The following is a 20,619-nucleotide window of genomic DNA, read 5'->3' as shown; positions in this document are numbered from 1 at the left end:
TTGCGGCGCTGGATGAGGGAATTCGATGATTGACTTTTTTGTCCATAGTTTCAATACGTTGAGCCATGGGCTCCTCGGCTACGCGGTTCCCTTCCTGTTCGTCCTGACGATCGTCGTGTTCTTCCACGAGCTCGGCCATTTTCTGGTCGCGCGCTGGGCCGGCGTTCGGGTGTTGACCTTCTCGCTTGGTTTCGGACCCGAGCTGGTCGGTTTCAACGACCGCCACGGCACCCGCTGGAAAATCTCGGCGATCCCGCTCGGCGGCTACGTCAAATTCTTCGGCGACGAGAGCGAAGCCTCGACGCCGTCGGCCGAGACGCTCGCGGCCATGACCGCCGAGGAGCGCGCCGGTAGCTTCCACCATAAGAAGGTCGGCCCGCGCGCCGCCATCGTCGCCGCCGGACCGATCGCCAATTTCATCCTGGGCGCGCTGATCTTCGCCGGCATGGCACTCTATTACGGCAAGCCGAGCACGATCGCGCGCGTCGATGGCGTTGTCGCCGATGGCGCTGCGGCTGCGGCCGGCTTCAAGATCGGCGACGTCGTGGTGCAGATCGACGGCAAGCCGATCGAGAGCTTTGCCGACATGCAGCGAATCGTTGCGATGAATGCCGGTTCGGCGCTTGCCTTCCAGGTCAAGCGGGATGGCGCCATCGTCTCCCTGACCGCGACGCCGGCGCTGCTCGAGCGCAAGGATCCCTTCGGCAACAGTCACCGCCTCGGCGTGCTCGGCGTCGAGCACAAGTCGCAGGCCGGTGAGGCCTCGACCACGCCGGTCGGAGTCGGCGAAGCGCTCAAGATCGGGGTCGAGCAGGTCTGGTTCATCATCACCAGCACCTTCAAGTTCCTGGGCTCGTTGTTCGTCGGAAACGGCAATCCCAACGAGGTCAGCGGCGTTCTCGGCATCGCGAAGATGTCGGGGCAGGCGGCCAGCGCCGGGTTCCAGTTCGTGATCAATCTGTGCGCGGTGCTGTCGGTGTCGATCGGGCTGCTGAACCTGTTCCCGATTCCGCTGCTCGATGGCGGTCACCTGATGTTCTATGCGGCGGAAGTGGTCCGGGGTCGGCCGCTGTCCGAGCGGACTCAGGAGATGGGGTTCCGAATCGGGCTCGGTTTGGTGCTGATGTTGATGGTGTTTGCCACCTACAATGACATTCTGCGGATGGCAGCGTCCTGATCAGGGCTTTTTTGTGGCGTTGCTGTTGAGCAACGTCTTGGAATGAAATTGAAATCACGGTGTCAGCTGCCGTTTGCGACACCGGGGAAATTGGCTACAAGCGGCTTCGACTTGGGGAATCTCCCAGACCGGCGTTGGGGTTGGGTCTGGTACTGATAAGGGCGCGTTGCGCAATGAAGTTTGGACTGCGACTCCGGGGGGGCTTGCTCGCAACCCTGATCATGTTCGGCGCGCCGGTGGTTGCCCCGGTTGGGGCTGTTTTTGTCTCTTCGTCTGCGCTTGCCCAGACCGTCCAGTCGATTTCCGTCGAAGGAAATCGCCGTGTCGAGGTGGAGACGATCCGCTCCTATTTCAAGCCGGGCCCAGGTGGCCGCCTGGATCAGGCCTCCATCGATGACGGCCTGAAGGCCCTGATCGAGACCGGCCTGTTCCAGGACGTGCGAATCAACCGCGGTTCCGGTGGCCAGATCGTCGTCTCTGTGGTGGAAAACCCGGTGATCGGCCGCATCGCGTTCGAGGGCAACAAGAAGATCAAGGACGAGCAGCTCACCGCTGAAGTCCAGTCCAAGGCGCGCGGCACCTTCTCCCGCGCCATGGTGCAGTCCGACACGCTGCGAATCGCCGAAATCTATCGCCGTTCCGGCCGCTACGACGTGCGTGTCACGCCTGAAATCATCGAGCAGCCGAACAACCGCGTCGACCTGATCTTCACGGTCGAGGAGGGCGCCAAGACCGGCGTCAAGTCGATCGAGTTCGTCGGCAACAACGCGTTCTCGTCCTACCGCCTGCGCGACGTCATCAAGACGCACGAATCGAACCTGCTGAGCTTCCTCGCCAGCAACGACATCTATGATCCCGATCGCGTCGAAGCCGACCGCGACCTGATCCGCCGCTTCTATCTCAAGAACGGTTTCGCCGACGTCCAGGTCGTGGCCGCGCTCACCGAATACGATCCGGAAAAGAAGGGCTTCAACGTCACCTTCAAGATCGAGGAAGGCTCGCAGTACCGAGTCGGCACCGTCGACTTCCGCTCCAGCATCGCGAACTTCGATCCGACCACGCTGCGCGCCTATTCGCGCGTCAATGTCGGCGCGCTCTACAACGTCGAAGCGGTCGAGAAATCGGTCGAGGAAATGCAGATCGAGGCGTCGCGCCGCGGCTATGCCTTCGCCGTGGTCCGCCCCGGCGGCGACCGCAATTTCGAAGCGCACACCGTCTCCGTCGTGTTCAACATCGACGAGGGCCCGCGCACCTATATCGAGCGCATCAACGTCCGCGGCAACACCCGTACGCGCGACTACGTGATCCGGCGCGAGTTCGACATCTCCGAGGGCGACGCCTACAACCGCGCGCTGGTCGATCGTGCCGAGCGCCGCCTCAAGAACCTCGACTACTTCAAGACCGTGAAGATCACGACGGAGCCGGGCTCCTCCAGCGACCGCGTGGTCCTGATCGTCGATCTCGAGGAGAAGTCGACCGGCGACTTCTCGGTCTCGGGCGGTTACTCCACGACCGACGGCGCGCTCGCCGAAGTGTCGATCTCCGAGCGCAATTTGCTCGGCCGCGGCCTGTTCGCCAAGGCGTCGGTGACCTACGGCCAGTATGCGCGCGGCTATTCGCTGTCGTTCGTCGAGCCGTATCTGCTCGACTACCGCGTCGCGCTCGGCCTCGACCTCTATCAGCGCCAGCAGCTGTCCAACAGCTACATCTCCTACGGCACCAAGACGCTCGGCTTCTCGCCGCGCCTCGGCTTCTCCCTGCGTGAAGATCTGGCGCTCCAGCTGCGCTACTCGATCTACCAGCAGGAAATCACGCTGCCGTACTACCTGGCGAACTGTAACAACACTGCCGGCCCGGCGTTCAACCCGAGCCCCGCCTTTGCCGCTTCGCAAACGCCGCCGATCGACCTGAGCTCGACCAATGGTCTTGGCTGCTACAGCGACGGCGAAGCCTCGTTGCCGGTCCGCAAGGAGCTTTCCAACGGCAAGACCCTGACCTCGGCGCTCGGCTACACGCTGACCTACAACACGCTGGACAACAACAAGAACCCCACCGACGGTCTGCTCGTCGACTTCCGCCAGGATTTCGCTGGCGTCGGCGGCGACGTCTCCTACCTGAAGTCCGTTGTCGACGCGAAGTACTACGCTCCGCTGGTGTCCGACATCGTCGGCCTGGTCCGCGTCCAGGGCGGCATGCTGAACAAGATCGGCAACAACGAGATCCGCATGCTCGATCAGTTCCAGATGGGCCCGAACCTGGTCCGCGGCTTTGCTCCGAACGGCATCGGTCCGCGCGATTTGAATCCCTTTGGCACGCAAGACGCGCTCGGCGGCACCAAATATTGGGGCGCTTCGTTCGAATTGCAGATGCCGTTCTGGTTCCTGCCGAAGGAAGTGGGTCTGAAGGGCGCGGTCTATGCCGACGCTGGCGGCCTCTTCGACTATCAGGGCCCGACGACCTGGTCGGTGACCAACGAATTGACCACGACCAAGAATTCGAACTGTACGCCGTCGACCATCAACCCGCCCACGGCTGGAACCTGTACCGGCCTGGTGTATGACAACGGCAACGTGGTCCGTTCGTCGATCGGTGTCGGCCTGATCTGGCAGTCGCCATTCGGACCGCTGCGCTTCGACTACGCCGTGCCGCTCACCAAGGGCAAGTACGACCGTACGCAGGAGTTCCGGTTCGGCGGCGGCACCTCGTTCTAATTCGATCAGCAGGGCATGAGCCGGCCCCTTGGGATTTCGCTTTGGATTTCCCTTGGGGCCGGTTTCCAAAAAGATCGTGCTCAATCCGTGAGATAAGGCATGATGCGGCCTGACCGCTTCATGCCGAAGCCGGACCGCGATGGGGTGGAATGGCGCAGCCGACCTTCTTCAAAAAGCCGCCGGCTTCAGCGCTGGCCGATATCGCCGCGCAGACCAAGGCGCAGCTCGTCGACCCCGCCAGGGGCGATCACGTCATCACGGGTCTGGCTTCGCTTGACGAAGCCGGCCCGATGCATCTGACGTTCTTCGATAACCTCAAATATGCCGATGAGCTCAAGGCGACCCAGGCCGGCGCCTGCCTGGTGAGTCCGCGTTTCGAGACCCAGGTGCCTTCGCATGTGGCCGTGCTGCGGGTGGCGCAGCCGTTTCGTGCCTTCGTCGGGCTCGCCCGGGAGTGGCACGGCGATGCGCTGCGCCCGCAGTCCTGGATCGGCAATGACGGCATTGCGCCGTCGGCCATCATCGACCCCTCGGCGCGGCTGGAGGACGACGTCATCGTCGATCCCCTGGCCGTCATCGGCCCGGAGGTCGAGATCGGCAGCGGCACCGTGATCGGCTCCGGCGCGGTCATCGGTCCCGGCGTCAAGATCGGCCGGGACTGCAATGTCGGCGCCCGCACGGCCATCCAGTGCGCGCTGATCGGCAACAACGTGCTGATCCATCCCGGCTGCTCGATCGGCCAGGACGGCTACGGCTTCATCTTCTTCGGCCCCGAGGGCCATCTGAAGGTGCCCCAGACAGGCCGCGTCCTGATTCAGAACAATGTGGAAGTCGGCGCCGGCACCACCATCGATCGCGGATCCCTGCGCGACACCGTGATCGGGGAGGGCACCAAAATCGACAATCAGGTCCAGATCGGCCACAATGTGACCATCGGCCGGAATTGCCTGCTGGCGGCCCAGATCGGGCTCGCCGGCAGCCTGACGATCGGCGACAACGTGGCGCTGGGAGCAAAGGTTGGCATCAACAATCACCTCAAGATCGGCGATGGAGCCCAGGTCACCGCGATGAGCGGCGTCAAGGACGACATCCCGCCGAACGGACGCTGGGGCGGCTTCTTTGCCAAGCCGACCAAGCAGTGGTTCAAGGAAATTATCGCGGTGGAGCGCCTGGTACGCGACAGCAAGGCCGATCCGAAGAACGAGGGACGGGAATGACGGCGGAATCACCGATCAAATTCGAGCTGGTGGATATCAATGCGATCCTCCGGACGCTGCCGCACCGTTTTCCGATGCTGCTGATCGACCGCGTGATTAACATCCGCGCCGACTACAGCGGCATCGGCATCAAGAACGTCACCTTCAACGAGCCGGCCTTCCAGGGGCATTTTCCGGAGCGCCCGGTCTATCCCGGCGTGATGATGATCGAAGCGATGGCACAGACCGCCGGCGTCATCGGCATCACGTCGGTCGAGGGCACGGAGAAGCCGCGCGCGGTGTATTTCCTCACCATCGACAAGTGCAAGTTCCGCAAGCCCGTGCTGCCCGGCGACACCATCGAGTATCACATGCGTTCGATCGGGCGCCGCAAGGCGATGTGGTGGTTTCACGGCGACGCCAAGGTCAACGGCCAGATCGTTGCGGAAGCCGACGTCGGCGCCATGCTGACCGACTGAGCGGGATCAGCTCCTCTGCACGCGCTCGTGTGTCTCGCAGGCGTAGCGGCCGGCTGTGACCTCGCGCTTGATATTCTGGTTGAAGAACTGGCCCATGGACGGTGCGCCCAAGAGGCGCTCGACCGTATCCGCCGTCACGCCGCAATAGCGGTCATAGGTGCCGTGAGCCGCGACGATGAGGTCCTGCCGCGTGCGATCGTAACAAACCCGCTGAAGCACCGTGCTGCGGGTGATGTCGCGGCATTCGAATGTCTTGAGATCGACGAGGCGGCGTTCGCCGGTCTCGACCGTCTCGGACACGATCGGTGCCGTCGCGAGCTGTGCGAGCAGGATTGCCAGGGCCCTGACCACGATGACTTCAAGCTCCACATGAACGCGTTGACGCGTTGGGACGGCCGGCTCAACCGGCACCTGAAACAGGCCGAGATGATACGTCACTGGACAGATCGGGCATAGTCGCGCTAACCACCGGAAAACCGAGCGACTTCAACACATAATCAGACCTTCTTGATGAGTCAGATTGCTTGATGAGTAAGATTGATCCCACCGCGCGGGTCGAAGACGGCGCCGTCATCGGCGAGGGTACCGAGATCGGGCCCTTTTGCATCATTGGCCGGAATGCCGTGATCGGCGCGAACTGCAAGCTGATCGGACAAGTCACGGTCATCGGCCATACCTCGATCGGGGACGGCTGCGTGATCTCGCCGTTCGCGGTGCTGGGTGGTGCGCCCCAGGATCTCAGCTACAAGGGCGAGCCCACGAAGCTCGAGATCGGTTCTGGCTGCATCATCCGCGAAGGCGCGACGATGAATGTCGGCACCATCAAGGGCGGTGGGCTGACGCGCGTCGGCAATAGCGGCTACTTCATGAACAACAGCCATGTCGGGCATGACTGCATGGTCGGCAACAACGTGATCTTCGCGACCTCCGCGACGCTCGGCGGCCACTGCGAGATCGGCGACTTCGTCTATATCGGCGGCCTGTCCGCGGTGCATCAGCTGACGCGTATCGGCCCGCAGGTGATGGTCGGCGGCCTCTCCGGCGTGCGCGACGACATCATTCCGTTCGGGCTGGCCAACGGTCAGTATGCGGCGCTGGAAGGCCTCAACCTCATCGGCATGAAGCGGCGGCAGTTCACCAAGCAGCGGCGCGCAACCGTGCAATCGTTCTATCAGAAGCTCTTCCACGGCCCCGGCACGTTCGCCGAGCGGCTCGCGGCGGCCCAGCCGCTCGCGAGCGAAGATCCCGCGATCGCCGAGATCCTCGATTTCATCGGCAAGCGCAAGCATCGCCCGATCTGTCTTCCCGTCATCGAGAAGTGATTTCGGGATGGCCGCGGGCATGACATCGGCGGCTCCGGAGATTTCGTCACCGGTCGGCGTGGTCGCCGGCGGCGGCGCCATGCCGTTCGCTGTCGCCGATTCGCTTGCCGCGCGCGGCATCACGCCGGTGCTGTTCCCGCTGCGCGGCGCCTGCGATCCGGCGCGGGTGGAAAAGTTCCGTCATCGCTGGATCTCGGTCGGCCAGCTCGGCCGCGCGATGCGCCTGTTCCGCGAGGAGGGCTGCCGCGACCTGATCTTCATCGGCACCCTGGTGCGGCCCTCGCTCTCCGAGATCCGGTTCGACGTGAAGACGCTGCGCCTGCTCGGCAACGTCATCCGTGCCTTCCGCGGCGGCGACGATCATCTTTTGTCCGGCGTCGGCCGCATCCTCGAGCAGGACGGCTTCCGCATGGTCGGCATCAAGGATGTCGCGCCTGATCTCCTAATGCCCGAGGGCTGCATCAGCCGCGCCTGGCCGAGCGACAACAGCAAGGTGGACATCGAGCGCGGACGTGCGGTGCTGGCGGCGCTCGGTCCGTTCGATATCGGCCAGGCTGCGGTCGTGATCGACGGCCATGTGGTGGCGGTCGAGGATATCGAGGGCACCGACGCGCTGCTCGCGCGCGTGGCGCGCCTGCGCGAGGAAGGCCGCATCCGCGCCGCGACGGGTCGTGGCGTGCTGGTGAAGGTCCCGAAGAGCGGGCAGGATTTGCGCTTCGACCTGCCGACGATCGGTCCGCGCACCCTCGAGGGCGTCGCGCGGGCCGGGCTGGCCGGCATCGCCGTCGTCGCCGGCAACACCATCGCCGCCGAGCCGCAGGCGATGATCTCGCTCGCAGACGCCAAATATCTCTTCGTCATCGGCCTGACCGCGTGATGCAGGGCCGCGATCCCAAGCGAAAGATATTCCTGATCGCCACGGAGGAATCCGGCGACCGGCTCGGCAGCGCCTTGATGAAGGTGCTGCGCCAGCGCCTCGGCGACGGCGTGCAGTTCGTCGGCGTCGGCGGCCGAACCATGGCGCGCGAAGGGCTCGAGACGCTGTTTCCGATCGAGGAGCTGTCGATCGTCGGCTTTGCGGCGGTGGTGCAGCAGCTGCCAAAGATCCTGCGGCTGATCCGGCAGACCGTGGATGCCGTGCTGGAGGCCGCGCCCGACGCGCTCGTGATCATCGACAGTCCTGACTTCACGCACCGCGTTGCTCGCCGCGTGCGCGCGAAGAATCCTGCGATCCCGGTCGTCGACTATGTCTCGCCGCAGCTCTGGGCCTGGCGGCCGGGGCGGGCGCGGACCATGCTCGGCTATGTCGATCATGTGCTCGGCCTGTTGCCGTTCGAGCCGGAGGAATACCGCAAGCTCGGCGGGCCGCCGTGCAGCTATGTCGGCCATCCCCTGATCGAGCAATTGGGCTCGCTGCGGCCAAATGCGGAGGAACAGGCACGCCGCGACGGCGAACCGCCGGTTCTGCTGGTGCTGCCCGGCAGTCGTCGCAGCGAGATCAGGCACCATCTCGATGTGTTCGGCGCGACGCTCGCACGACTTCAGGCCGAAGGCCGCGCGTTCGAGCTGATCCTGCCGACCATGCCGCATCTCGAAGCCACCGTGCGCGAGGGCACCGCGACCTGGCCGATCAAGCCGCGGATTGTGGTCGGCGAGAACGAGAAGCGCGCCGTGTTCCGCCTCGCGCATGCCGCGCTGGCCAAATCCGGCACCGTGACGCTGGAACTCGCGCTGTCGGGCATTCCGATGGTGACGGCCTATCGCGTCGGCGCGATGGAAGCCTTCATCCTGCGCCGCGCGATCCGCGTCTCCTCGGTGATCCTCGCCAATCTCGTGATCGGTGAAGATGTCATTCCGGAGTATTTGCAGGAGGACTGCACGCCCGAGAAGCTGGCGCCGGCGCTGACGGAGCTGCTCACGGACACGCCGCTGCGCAAGCGCCAGGTCGAGGCGTTCGCACGGCTCGACACCATCATGTCCACCGGCAACAAATCGCCGAGCGTGCTGGCGGCCGACATCGTGCTCGCGACGATGCGGAAGGGCAAGCGGTAGGCAACGATTTCGTAGGGTGGGCAAAGCGAAGCATGCCCACCACTTCATTTCTCAATTGGGGAAAGACGGTGGGCACGCTTTCGCTTTGCCCACCCTACAAGACTAGCCGAGGCCGCCGTCGACCCGGAAGCACTGGCTGGTGATGCGCTGGCTCTCGTCGGAGGCGAGAAACAGCGCCATACCGGCGATGTCCTCCGGCGTCACCGCGTCGGGAACGGCCTGTCGCGCGCGGCGAATCTCGGCGATGACCTGCTCGTCGGGATACCACAGCCGGCGCTGGCGCTCGGTGATCACCATGCCCGGCGCAATGGCATTGACGCGAATGCGGTCGGGACCGACCGACCGCGCCAGTGAATTGGTGAAGCCGACGATCGCCGCCTTCGCTCCGGCGTAAACCGGCAGCGCCGGCGCGCCGCGCATCCACGCCACCGACGACATGTTGATGATCGAACCGCCGCCGCGGGCCTGCATCTGCGGCACGATCGCTTGCGCAGCAAAGAAGACGTGCTTGAAGTTGACGCCGATCATCCAGTCGAACTCGGCTGAAGTCACCTCGGCCAGCACCTGGCGGTGGTCGTTGGCGGCGTTGTTGACGAGGACGGCGGCATCGCCGAGCGATCCGTGCACCTCTGCCATCGCCCCGCGCAAGGCGTCGATGTCGAGGAGGTCGCATGGCACGAACAGCGGCGTGGAGCCGGACGTGCTCGCGACGTCCCGCACCAGCGCTTCACCAGCGCTCGCATCGATGTCGAGGAAGGCGACACGGGCGCCCTGGGCCGCGAACGCGCGCACGAAGGCGGCGCCGATGCCGCTGGCGCCGCCGGTGATCAACACCACGCGGCCGGCAAGGCTGGAATAGGTGGTCCGGGTCATGCGATCAGCCGCTCCGTCTCGGGGTCGAACAGGCAAATGCGCCGCGTGTCGAGCGCGAAGGAGGCGGTCGCCCCGGGCGCGGGGCGGATATCCGGTGTGATGCGCGCCAGCGCAGCCTCGCCGGCGAGCCGCAGCAGCACGATCGTCTCGGCACCGGTCGGCTCGACCATCTCCACGGGGGCGTCGACGAGAACGGGGGGCTCGCTGGAAAAGACGCGGCTGGCCTCGGCGATGCATTCCGGCCTGATCCCGACGACGACGTCGCGGCCGACATAGGACGTTGCTTCGTCGTGCCCATTCAGGCGCAGGCGAACCTCGTCCGGCCGCCCTGCGCCGATAGCGGCGACCAGTCCGCCGCTATCGGCCTCGAGCCGCGCCGGCATCGTGTTCATCGGCGGCGAGCCCATGAAACGGGCGACGAATAGATTGGCCGGATAGCGGTACACGGTGTCGGGATCGGCAAACTGCTGCACCACGCCGCGATGCATCACGGCGATGCGCGTCGCCATCGTCATCGCCTCGATCTGGTCGTGGGTGACATAGATGATGGTGGCGCCGATGCGCTGATGCAGCCGCTTGATCTCCATCCGCATCTCGACGCGCAGCTTGGCGTCGAGATTGGAGAGCGGCTCGTCGAACAAAAAGAGCAGGGGATCGCGCACCAGCGCCCTGCCCATCGCCACGCGCTGGCGCTGGCCGCCGGAGAGCTGCGACGGCTTGCGGCCGAGCAGCGGCTCGATCTGGAGCAGTTTTGCGACATTCGCCACCGCCTTCTCCTGCTCGGCCTTCGGCACGTGACGGCACTCCATGCCGAAGGTGATGTTCTGGCGCACCGTCATCGACGGATAGAGTGCGTAGGACTGGAACACCATCGCGATGTCGCGGTCTTTCGGCGGGACGTCGTTGACGACACGCCCGCCGATTTCCACAGTGCCCGCGCTCGGCCGGTCGAGCCCCGCGACGATGTTGAGCAGCGTGGACTTGCCGCAGCCGGACGGCCCGACCAGCACGGTGAACTCGCCGCTCTCGATGTCGAGATCGATTCCCTTCAGCACCTCCAGATTGGCGTAGCGCTTCGACAAGGTGCGAATGCTTAGTGCCGCCATGACCACTCCATCATTTCACGGCTCCCGCGGTCAGGCCGCGTACGAAGTATTTGCCGCCGATCAGATAGATCAGCAGCGTCGGCAGGGCGGCGATCATCACCGCGGCGCTTTGCACGCCATGCTGCGGGATATCGGCGACCGCGGCGGACAGCGCGATCAGCGCGGCGGTGACCGGCTGCTGCTGACCGGTCGTGAATGTCACGCCATAGAGAAACTCGTTCCAGATATGCGTGAACTGCCAGATCACGGTGACGACCAGGATCGGCGGCGAGAGCGGCAGGATGATGCGCCAGAAAATACGGAAGAAGCCGGCGCCATCGATGCGCGCGGCTCTGATCAGCTCCTGCGGGATGGCAACGTAGTAGTTCCGGCAGAACAGCGTGGTGAAGGAGAGCCCCTGGATCGTGTGGATCACGACCAGGCCCGTCAGCGTGTTCATCAGGCCGGTATCGCGCAGCACGATGGTCCACGGCAGCAGGCGCATCTGCTGCGGCAGGAAGATGCCGAGCGTGACGATGCCGTAGATCCAGCTGTCGCCGCGAAAGCGCCAGAGCGACACCGCGTAACCGGCGACCGCACCGAGCAGGGTGGAGAAGATCGTCGCCGGAATGGTCACGAGCGCGGAGTTCAGCATGTAGGGCCGGATGCCGGCGCAGGTCTCGGCGACGCAGAAACCGCTCCAGGCTGCGGCGTAATTGCTCCAGGCCAAATGTTGCGGCCAGCCGATCATCGAGCCCTGCGCGATCTCCTCGTTGGTTCGGAGCGAATTCAGCACGACGACGGCCAGCGGCGCGAGCCACGCTGCGGCGATCAACGACACGATGAGATAGATCAGGATCCGGCCTGGGACGAAGGTTCCGTTACGCATGGATCGCCCGCCGCCGCTGGACATAGCGCCACGCTGCATAGGGCAGCAAGACCGCGAGAAGAAGGAGCAACATGAGGACTGCCGCCGCGGCTCCCCGTCCGAGCAGGCTGCGCTGGAACATCAGGTCATAGACGACGAGTGCCGGCAGCTGGGTCGCGATGCCAGGTCCGCCATTGGTGAGCGCGCGGACGAGGTCGAAGGTCGAAATCGCGAATTGCAGCTGGATGACGATGACCGTGATAGTGATCGGCCAAAGCGTCGGCAGGATGACGCGCCGGTACATCCTGACAGGTCCGGCGCCGTCAATCTGCGCGGCCTTGATCAGGTCGGCATCGACCGAGCGGAGGCCGGCGAGGAAGAGCGCCATGGCGAAGCCGGAGGATTGCCAGATCGCAGCGATGACAATGGTCCAGATCGCCATGTCGCGGTCGATCAGCCAGTCGAACCGGAAGGAGGTCCAGCCGAGGTCGTGGACCAGCTTCTGGATTCCAAGGCCGGGATTGAGCAGCCAGCTCCAGACCGTGCCGGTGACCACGAACGACACAGCCAGGGGATAGAGGAAGATGGAGCGCAGCACGTTCTCGCCGCGAATGCGCTGATCGAGCAGGATGGCGAGGATCAGGCCGGTCGCCAGACTCAGCAGCACGAAAGCGCTGCCGAACAGCAACAGATTGTCGAGGGCGATCTGCCAGTTGCGCGAGGCCGCAACCGCCGAATAGTTGCGCAAACCCACCCAGCCCGAGACCGGGACCAGGGTGGATGGTGTGAACGATATCCAGATCGTCCACAGCGAAAACGCAATGAGGTGCGTGGCGGACAACAGCAGCGGCACCCAGATCGTCAGAACTTCGGGCAGCCGGCGTACCATGTCGGAAGCCGCCGGCCGGCCCGGTCTTGTCGAGACGGCGATGGTCAACGTGAGCTCTCGACGGCCTCGGCGAGGCGTGTGGCTGCTTGCTCCGGCTTGATCGTCTTGTTCTTCACGTACTCCGTGATCACGTCGATCATCGCCGCGGTCATGCCGTTTTCCTGCGCCATGTTGTGCGCAAGACTGAGGACGGCCTGATTGCTGGCGATCGCCTCTTTCAATGCCGCCGCGGTCCGCCGTTGACCGTCCGACCAGCCTTCGCCGGACAGATCGACATCGGTACGCACGGGGATCGATCCCGTGATCTGCGAATACATGGTCTGGATCGCCGGATCCATGACGAGCTGGGCCATCAGCGTCTGGCCGGCTTGCAGGTCGGGCTCCTTGCGCTGCCAGAAGATGAAGGCATCGGCATTCAGCAGGAAGACCGGCTTGCCATTGTCGCTCGGGCCCGGGGCGATCATGAAGTCCTCGAACTTGAAGCCGGCGTTGCGCAACACGCCCTGCGCCCAGCCGCCCATGATCATCATGCCCATGTCGCCGTCGACGAAGCGCTTCAGGTTGGTCGAGAAGTGCTGGGCGCCGACGTTGGGGTCCATCCAGTCGGCGATCTTGCGGACCTGCGCGAACGCAGCCTTGATCTCGGGGGCCTTCAGAGCCTTCTCGTCGAGATTCATGATGGCCGTGCGGTATACGGCGGGACTGATGCCCGCCAGGGCGGCCTCGAACTTCTGCCCGTCATCGGGGCGGGTGCCGCCATTGGCGACGGGAAATGCGACGCCACCCGATTTCATCTTGTCGGCGAGATCGTTGAACTCGGCCCAGGTGACGGGGACCTTGTCGGCCTTGGCCTTGTCCATCGCGCGCTTGGAAAGGAACAGCATGTTGGTGCTGTAGATCTGCAGCGGCAGCGCGATCCACTTGCCGGCCGGCTTGTGCAGTTTCGCAAGGTCCGGCGCGACGACCTTTTCATAGCCGGCGGCAGCGACGACGGCGTCGAGGTCGACGGTCGGGGCAATCTTCGACCAGGCCGCAATCTCGGGGCCCTTGAGCTGCGAGCAGGCCGGCGGATCGCCGGCGATGATCTGGGCACGCAGCTTGTTCATCATCTCGGTGGTGAAGCCGGGGACCGGCGAATGTTGCCAGACGCCGCCTTTCTCCTCGAACTTCTTGCCGAGCGCGGTGATGGCCGCTCCGTCGCTGCCTGCGGACCATTGCGAGATCGCGGTCAGGCGCGGCTTGGCGCCTTGGGCACGAACGAGCCCCGGCATTGCGAGCGTGGCAATAGATCCAGCGAGCAGACGGCGCCTTGTTGTGGTGATCGGCATGGCAGTTCCTCCCGGTGTGAACTTTCTGGCGTGTTGAGGCCGCGCGACTCAGAGCATGTCAGGCGGCCTCCGTCGAAGCGGCCGGCATGCCGCCGCGGCTGGCGAGGCGAAAGGCGGCGAAGGCCAGCGCGGCCTGCGGATCGTTGCCGTTCGAGGGCGGCACGAAGGCGAGCGACACCTGCGCCAGCTTTCGTCCGCCCAGCAGACAGGCGTCGATTCCGTCGACGACTGCCTTGCGATCCTCTTCAGACAGAGCCGATGGCCACCCGCTGATGACAACGCCGCGACATGGCTTGACGTTCAGCGTGTTGCCGATGGCAAGGCCAAGCCTGAACAGCCGCTGCCGCAGCTCCTGGCGCACCCGCGATGTCAGAGGGATCGTGCTTACCCATTCGCTGCCGAGCCGGAGCAATTCCGCTTCGGTGGTACGCAGAAGCTCGGCCAGCGCCGGCAGCGATGTATAGGCCTCGACGCAGCCGTGATGGCCGCAGCGGCAACGCGGTCCGTCGGCGCCGAACACCATATGGCCGAGTTCGACGGGCTGGAGCGTATCCTCCTCGATCGGATCGTCCATCCACGTTGCCGCGACGCCCTGGCCGACAAAGACGAACAGATGCGCATCGCTGAACGGGTAGCTTTCCGTGCGGCACCGGTGAAAGGTGGCATGCGCCACCACCGAATTGGTGAAGGCGACCGGCACGCCTGCAAACAGCTCGCCGAACATGTCACTGACGCGTCCGACGTCGCAGGGAATGATCGGGTTGCCGAACTCGCTCAGCCGGCCGAGGCCGGGAATGGTGATGCCGATCTGCGCCAGCGTGATGCGGCGGCGGCGCGTCCAGTCGCGCAGCAAGGTCAGCGCTTCGCGGAAGACCTTGCCGACGCTCTCGACCGTCACCGTCTTCGGCAGTGGCAGGCGCTCGGTGTAATGCAGCTCGCCCGACAGGCCTCCGACGCCGATGCCAAGCCACTGACCGGTCAGCTCGAGGGCCGCAAGGGCCACCGTGCGGTCGAGCGACACGAGGCCCGTCGGGCCGCCGACATAAGGGGCAGGGCGCCTGACTTCCTCGATCAGGCCTTCGGCTTTCAGGTCAAACAGGATTCGCGACAGGCTCGCTTCGGACAGCCGAACGGCCTTCGCCAGCGGCGGCCGGAACGAGCCGCCGGATTGAAGCAAATGAGTCAAAATGGCAGCGCGCGTCTGCCGCCGACTTCTCGGCTGCTCCGGCATTTCCATCCCTAGTCGTCATTCTTACTTAGTGTAAGAATGCGCGCGGAGCATTTCGGCTGTCAAGCGCTCGGCGGCGCGACGCGTGGACTTGTTGTTGTGCGGGGCAGCAAGAACGGGACGCGGTCGGATCAGGATTTCGGCGGCCGGCCTTCCGCCCATTCCGCCAATTCGACCTTCGGGTCGTACCAGTCGGCGGCATCCGATCGCCAGATGTGCACCTCGGGGCGCTCCGTGATCGGCGTATCCAGGCATCCCATCCGCAGCAGCACCGTGTCCTTCCCGGCGCGCGCGGCGACGATGTGCGATCCGCATTGCGAGCAGAAGTAACGCGTCTTGCCGGGCGAGGATTCGAAACCGCGCAGCAGCTCTTCGCCCCTGGTCCAGCGGAAGCGATCGCGCGGAACGTTGGTGACGGTGGAGAACGCCGAGCCGTGCGTCTTGCGGCAGGTCTGGCAATGGCAATGCACGATCATGCTCGGAGATGCGTCGACCTCGTAGGCGACGTGTCCGCAGAGGCAGCTTCCGGTGAGCATCGGGTTCTCCATATCGTAGGGCAGGCAAAGCGCAGCGTGCCACCAGTCTCGCTTGTTCACGGATACGTGGTGGGCACGCTACGCTTTGCCTACCCTACAAGGTCATCCCCAAAACAAAAACGGCGCCATCCGAAGATGGCGCCGCTTCCGTGGAGGCCCTGAGGCCCGATCTTACTTGCGATCCTTGATCGCGACGTAGTCGCGGCGGGTGACGCCGGTGTAGAGCTGGCGCGGACGGCCGATCTTCTGCTGCGGGTCCTCGATCATCTCGCTCCACTGGCTGATCCAGCCGACGGTGCGGGCGACCGCGAACAGCACGGTGAACATCGAGACGGGGAAGCCCATCGCCTTCAGCGTGATGCCCGAATAGAAGTCGACGTTCGGGTAGAGCTTGCGGTCGATGAAGTACTGGTCGCTGAGCGCGATCTTCTCGAGCTCGAGCGCCACCTTCAGCATCGGATCGTCGCCATGGCCGGTCTCCTTGAGAACGGCGTGACACATCTTCTGCATGATCTTGGCGCGCGGATCGTAGTTCTTGTAGACGCGGTGACCGAAGCCCATCAGGCGGACTTCAGAGTTCTTGTCCTTCACCTTGGCGATGAATTCCGGAATCTTGTCGACCGAGCCGATCTCGGCGAGCATCGCGAGCGCGGCTTCGTTGGCGCCGCCGTGCGCCGGGCCCCACAGGCAGGCGATGCCGGCGGCGATGCAGGCGAACGGGTTGGCGCCGGAAGAGCCGGCGATACGCACCGTCGAGGTCGAGGCGTTCTGCTCGTGGTCGGCGTGCAGGATGAAGATCTTGTCCAGCGCGTCAGCCAGCACCGGGTTGATCTTGTACTCCTCGCACGGCACCGCGAAGCACATGTTCAGGAAGTTCTCGGCGAACGTGAGCGAGTTCTTCGGATACACGAAGGGCTGGCCGACCGTGTACTTGTAGGCCATCGCCGCCAGCGTCGGGATCTTCGCGATCATGCGCATGGAAGCGATCATGCGCTGCTTCGGATCGTTGATGTCCGTGGAGTCGTGGTAGAACGCGGCGAGCGCGCCGACGGAAGCCACCATCACCGCCATCGGATGGGCGTCGCGGCGGAAGCCCTGGAAGAAGCGGGCCATCTGCTCGTGCACCATCGTGTGATGGATCACGCGGTCGTCGAAATCCTTTTTCTGCGCCGCGGTCGGCAGGTTTCCGTAGAGCAGGAGATAGCAGGTCTCGAGGAAGTCGCCGTTCTCGGCGAGTTGCTCGATCGGGTAGCCGCGGTACTCCAGCACGCCCGCGTCACCGTCGATATAGGTGATCTTGGACTGGCAGCTCGCGGTGGAGGTGAAGCCCGGGTCGTAGGTGAACAAGCCGGACTGGCCGTAGAGCTTGCCGATATCGACGACATCAGGCCCGACGCTGCCGCTGTGGATCGGGAGATCGTAGTTCTTGTTTCCGACCGTCAGCGTGGCGGTCTTATTGCTTGGTTTTGCGTCCATCAGAGGTCCCCGATGTATGGTGAAACGGGCCGGACCCGGAAGGCCCCGATGAGATAATGGGGCATGCCGGATGTTCCAGAAGGTACGGGGCAGATGGGTATATTATTGCTGTGTGCGCTGCAAGATCACCGCACGCATGGCCTACTTACGTCGTAGACTGGTCCTTGAGCCGGGCGAGGCTCTCCTGGCGTCCCAGCACGTCCAAAACCTCAAATATACCAGGCGATGTGGTCCGTCCGGTGAGGGCTGCGCGCAGCGGCTGGGCGACCGCACCGAGCTTGAGACTATTTTCCTCGGCAAAGGCGCGCAGCGCGGCTTCCGTGGCGGCACCGCTCCACGTCTCGACTTTCTCCAGCGCGGAATGAAGCTGGCCGATCAGCTTGCGGTTCTCCGGCGTCAGCAGCGCCTGCGCCTTGGGATCGAGCTCCAGCGGCCGGTCGGCGAAGATGAAATAGGCCCCGTCGATCAGCTCGATCAGCGTCTTGGCGCGCTCCTTCAGGGCCGGCATGGCCTTGAGAAGCTGCGCACGCGTGGTGTCGTTTAACTTGGCCTTAAGCTCGTCGCGGCTGGGCACGACGTGGTCGAGCACGTCCTCGAACAGCTTCACGAGTGATTGATCGTCCGCATTGCGGATGTAGTGGCCGTTGAGGTTTTCCAGCTTGGCGAAATCGAAGCGGGCGGCGGCGCGGCCGACGCTCGCGAGGTCGAACGCGGCGATCATCTCCTCGGTCGAGAAGATCTCCTGGTCGCCGTGGCTCCAGCCGAGCCGGACGAGGTAATTGCGGAGCGCGGCCGGGAGGTATCCCATGGCGCGGTAGGCATCGACGCCGAGCGCGCCATGCCGCTTGGAAAGTTTTGAGCCGTCCGGGCCGTGGATCAGGGGGATGTGGGACATGCTCGGCAGCGCCCAGCCCATCGCATCGTAGATCTGCTTCTGGCGGGCGGCATTGATCAGATGGTCGTCGCCGCGGATGACGTGGGTGACGCCCATGTCGTGGTCGTCCACGACCACCGCGAGCATGTAGGTGGGATTGCCATCGCCGCGCAGCAGGACGAGGTCGTCGAGGTTCTCGTTCTGCCAGACCACGCGGCCCTGGACCTGGTCCTCGATCACGGTCTCGCCGGTCTGCGGCGCGCGCAGGCGGATGGTGGGCTTCACATCGGCCGGGGCCGTTGCCGGATCGCGGTCGCGCCACAGGCCGTCGTAGAGGCGGGTGCGGCCCTCGGCGCGCGCCTTCTCGCGCATGGCGGCGAGCTCATCCGCCGTGGCGTAGCAGCGATAGGCCTTGCCGTCGGCGAGCAATTGCTCGGCGACCTCGCGATGGCGAGCGGCGCGGCTGAACTGGTAGATGACGTCGCCATCCCAGCCGAGCTCCAGCCATTTGAGGCCGTCGAGGATGGCGCCGATCGCGGCCTCGGTGGAGCGCTCCCGGTCGGTGTCCTCGATCCGGAGCAGCATCTTGCCGCCGTGCTTCTTTGCATAGAGCCAGTTGAACAGCGCGGTGCGGGCGCCCCCGATATGGAGGAAGCCGGTCGGCGAGGGGGCAAAGCGGGTGACGACGGAATCGGTCATTCTTGGCAGGGCCTATGCATTGGAGGCGGTGGTATATAGCAGGACCGCTGCATAACTAAAGCCCGGTAGCGGACCCGCTAAGGCCTTGGCTCGGCGTCCCGAATTTGGCAGAAGGGCCGCTGATTTCCCTACAGGATTTTCGTAATGACAGAACCGGTGGCGACTGAGGTTGGGCGCGATTTCATTCGTGACATCATCCAGGCCGACCTCGATCAGGCCAGGTACAAGGAGATCGTGACCCGGTTCCCGCCGGAGCCGAACGGCTATCTGCATATCGGCCACGCCAAGTCGATCGCGCTCAATTTCGGCATCGCCCAGGAGTTTCCGGGCCGCTGCCATCTGCGCTTCGACGACACCAATCCGGTCAAGGAAGAGCAGGAATACATCGATTCCATCCAGGCCGACGTGCGCTGGCTCGGCTTCGACTGGGGCAAGAACCTGTTCTTCGCCTCGGACTATTTCGACCGCCTGTACGAATGGGCGGAGCAACTGATCCGCGACGGGCTCGCCTATGTCGACGACCAGACCCAGGAGGAGATCCGCACTTCGCGCGGCACGCTGACCGAGCCCGGCAAGAACTCGCCGTTCCGCGACCGCAGCGTGGATGAGAATCTCGACCTGTTCTGTCGCATGAAGGCCGGCGAATTCCCGAACGGCGCGCGTGTGCTGCGGGCCAAGATCGACATGTCCTCGGGCAACATCAACCTGCGCGACCCCGTGCTGTACCGCATCCTGCACGCGCACCATCCGCGCACCGGCACGAAGTGGAGCATCTATCCGAGCTACGATTATGCGCACGGCCAGTCGGATGCGATCGAGGGCATCACGCACTCGATCTGCACGCTGGAGTTCGAGGACCACCGACCGCTCTACGATTGGTTTATCGAGAGATTGCCGGTACCGTCGAAGCCTCACCAGTACGAAATGGCGCGGCTGAACCTGACCTACACGGTGCTGTCGAAGCGCGTGCTGACCCAGCTCGTCCGCGACGGCCATGTCGCCGGCTGGGACGATCCGCGCATGCCGACCATAGCGGGGATGCGCCGCCGCGGCGTGCCGCCGGCAGCGCTCCGCGAATTCGTCAAGCGCATCGGCGTTGCCAAGGCCAACAGCGTGGTCGATGTCGGTATGCTGGAATTCTGCATCCGCGAGGAGCTGAACCGCACGTCGCAGCGGCGCATGGGCGTGCTGCGGCCGCTGAAGGTCGTGATCGAGAACTATCCGGAAGGGCAGGTCGAGGAGCTCGAGGCGATCAACCATCCCGACGATCCCTCGGCCGGCACGCGCAAGATCGCGTTCGGCCGCGAGCTCTATATCGAGCAGGACGACTTCATGGAGAACCCGCCCAAGAAGTTCTTCCGCCTGTCGCCGGGCAACGAGGTGCGGCTGCGCTACGCCTATTTCGTCAAGTGCACCGGCGTGATCAAGAACGACGCGGGCGAGGTGATCGAGCTGCGCTGCACCTATGATCCCGCGACCAAGGGCGGCAACGCGCCCGACGGCCGCAAGGTCAAGGCGACCATGCACTGGCTGCCGGCGGCGACGTCGAAGCCTGCGGAAATCCGCATCTACAACCAGCTCTTCGCCAACCCGAGCCCGGACGCCTCGAACTTCGCGGCCGATCTCAATCCGCAATCGCTGGAGATCCTGTCCGATGCGCGGATCGAGGCATCGGTGGCCGAGAGCAATTCGACCGAGCCGATGCAGTTCGAGCGCCAGGGCTATTTCGTCCGCGACAAGGACTCGACGCCCGGCAAGCCGGTGTTCTCCCGGACCATCGGCCTGCGCGATACGTTCGCGAAGGAAGTCGCCAAGGGCTGACGGGG

At 64.5% G+C, this 20,619-nt stretch carries 18 protein-coding genes; 8 read left to right on the top strand and 10 right to left on the bottom strand.

Annotated elements, in window-relative coordinates; all coding sequences use genetic code 11:
* Positions 1-25 precede the first annotated feature (25 nt).
* From rseP to fabZ, 4 genes are all read left to right on the top strand, one after another.
* A complete protein-coding gene (gene rseP, locus NLM15_RS24310) occupies positions 26-1,177 on the top strand; it encodes an RIP metalloprotease RseP (protein ID WP_254119977.1) in 1,152 nt (383 codons plus the stop codon).
* A 173-nt stretch (positions 1,178-1,350) separates the two neighbouring features.
* Positions 1,351-3,888 carry an outer membrane protein assembly factor BamA gene (gene bamA, locus NLM15_RS24305; protein ID WP_254119976.1) on the top strand — a complete coding sequence of 846 codons (2,538 nt, stop codon included), beginning with the start codon at positions 1,351-1,353 and terminating at the stop codon, positions 3,886-3,888.
* Positions 3,889-4,037: 149 nt separating this feature from the next.
* On the top strand, positions 4,038-5,105 hold the full coding sequence (lpxD, locus tag NLM15_RS24300; RefSeq protein ID WP_254119975.1) for a UDP-3-O-(3-hydroxymyristoyl)glucosamine N-acyltransferase: 1,068 nt from the start codon (positions 4,038-4,040) through the stop codon (positions 5,103-5,105).
* Positions 5,102-5,563, top strand: a complete 462-nt coding sequence (gene fabZ, locus NLM15_RS24295; protein ID WP_254119974.1) for a 3-hydroxyacyl-ACP dehydratase FabZ — start codon at positions 5,102-5,104, stop codon at positions 5,561-5,563. Before lpxD ends, fabZ begins: the two co-directional genes overlap by 4 nt.
* Before the next feature lie 6 nt (positions 5,564-5,569).
* Here the strand turns inward: fabZ and NLM15_RS24290 are convergent, their stop codons facing one another.
* Positions 5,570-5,914: a KTSC domain-containing protein gene (locus NLM15_RS24290; protein WP_254124387.1), complete on the bottom strand. Its 345-nt coding sequence runs from the start codon at positions 5,912-5,914 to the stop codon at positions 5,570-5,572.
* A gap of 176 nt (positions 5,915-6,090) precedes the next feature.
* Here NLM15_RS24290 and lpxA point away from each other — a divergent pair, with 176 nt between their 5' ends.
* Genes lpxA through lpxB form a run of 3 tightly spaced genes read left to right on the top strand, consistent with a single transcriptional unit; the run spans position 6,091 to position 8,937 of the window.
* Positions 6,091-6,885 (top strand): acyl-ACP--UDP-N-acetylglucosamine O-acyltransferase, encoded by a 795-nt coding sequence (gene lpxA, locus NLM15_RS24285; RefSeq protein WP_254119973.1) that lies wholly within the window; start codon positions 6,091-6,093, stop codon positions 6,883-6,885.
* A 19-nt stretch (positions 6,886-6,904) separates the two neighbouring features.
* Positions 6,905-7,762 carry an LpxI family protein gene (locus tag NLM15_RS24280; RefSeq protein ID WP_254119972.1) on the top strand — a complete coding sequence of 286 codons (858 nt, stop codon included), beginning with the start codon at positions 6,905-6,907 and terminating at the stop codon, positions 7,760-7,762.
* Complete coding sequence (gene lpxB, locus NLM15_RS24275) at positions 7,759-8,937, top strand: lipid-A-disaccharide synthase (RefSeq protein ID WP_254119971.1); 1,179 nt, start codon at positions 7,759-7,761, stop codon at positions 8,935-8,937. Before NLM15_RS24280 ends, lpxB begins: the two co-directional genes overlap by 4 nt.
* 102 nt (positions 8,938-9,039) lie before the next feature.
* Here the strand turns inward: lpxB and NLM15_RS24270 are convergent, their stop codons facing one another.
* The 9 genes from NLM15_RS24270 to gltX form a co-directional block, all read right to left on the bottom strand.
* Positions 9,040-9,810, bottom strand: a complete 771-nt coding sequence (locus NLM15_RS24270) for an SDR family NAD(P)-dependent oxidoreductase (protein ID WP_254119970.1) — start codon at positions 9,808-9,810, stop codon at positions 9,040-9,042.
* Positions 9,807-10,916: an ABC transporter ATP-binding protein gene (locus NLM15_RS24265; protein WP_254119969.1), complete on the bottom strand. Its 1,110-nt coding sequence runs from the start codon at positions 10,914-10,916 to the stop codon at positions 9,807-9,809. The genes NLM15_RS24270 and NLM15_RS24265 overlap by 4 nt, the downstream gene beginning before the upstream one ends.
* Positions 10,917-10,926: 10 nt before the next feature.
* Complete coding sequence (locus NLM15_RS24260; protein WP_254119968.1) at positions 10,927-11,784, bottom strand: carbohydrate ABC transporter permease; 858 nt, start codon at positions 11,782-11,784, stop codon at positions 10,927-10,929.
* Positions 11,777-12,700: a carbohydrate ABC transporter permease gene (locus NLM15_RS24255; RefSeq protein ID WP_254119967.1), complete on the bottom strand. Its 924-nt coding sequence runs from the start codon at positions 12,698-12,700 to the stop codon at positions 11,777-11,779. The genes NLM15_RS24260 and NLM15_RS24255 overlap by 8 nt, the downstream gene beginning before the upstream one ends.
* Positions 12,697-13,980, bottom strand: a complete 1,284-nt coding sequence (locus tag NLM15_RS24250; RefSeq protein WP_254119966.1) for an ABC transporter substrate-binding protein — start codon at positions 13,978-13,980, stop codon at positions 12,697-12,699. Before NLM15_RS24250 ends, NLM15_RS24255 begins: the two co-directional genes overlap by 4 nt.
* Positions 13,981-14,038: 58 nt before the next feature.
* Positions 14,039-15,217, bottom strand: coding sequence for an ROK family transcriptional regulator (locus NLM15_RS24245; protein ID WP_254119965.1), 1,179 nt, complete (start codon positions 15,215-15,217; stop codon positions 14,039-14,041).
* 122 nt (positions 15,218-15,339) lie between these two features.
* Complete coding sequence (locus NLM15_RS24240) at positions 15,340-15,744, bottom strand: GFA family protein (RefSeq protein WP_254119964.1); 405 nt, start codon at positions 15,742-15,744, stop codon at positions 15,340-15,342.
* A gap of 171 nt (positions 15,745-15,915) precedes the next feature.
* A complete protein-coding gene (gene gltA, locus NLM15_RS24235) occupies positions 15,916-17,220 on the bottom strand; it encodes a citrate synthase (RefSeq protein WP_254119963.1) in 1,305 nt (434 codons plus the stop codon).
* Between the two features lie 145 nt (positions 17,221-17,365).
* Positions 17,366-18,793 (bottom strand): glutamate--tRNA ligase, encoded by a 1,428-nt coding sequence (gltX, locus tag NLM15_RS24230; RefSeq protein ID WP_254119962.1) that lies wholly within the window; start codon positions 18,791-18,793, stop codon positions 17,366-17,368.
* A gap of 144 nt (positions 18,794-18,937) precedes the next feature.
* On the opposite strand from gltX, the gene NLM15_RS24225 reads away from it, so the two are divergent.
* On the top strand, positions 18,938-20,614 hold the full coding sequence (locus tag NLM15_RS24225; RefSeq protein WP_254119961.1) for a glutamine--tRNA ligase/YqeY domain fusion protein: 1,677 nt from the start codon (positions 18,938-18,940) through the stop codon (positions 20,612-20,614).
* Positions 20,615-20,619 lie beyond the last annotated feature (5 nt).

The sequence above is a fragment of the Bradyrhizobium sp. CCGB20 genome (assembly GCF_024199855.1).
Classification (GTDB): Bacteria; Pseudomonadota; Alphaproteobacteria; order Rhizobiales; family Xanthobacteraceae; genus Bradyrhizobium.
Note: the sequence above shows the minus strand (reverse complement) of the source record. Positions and strands in the feature narration are given on the sequence as shown.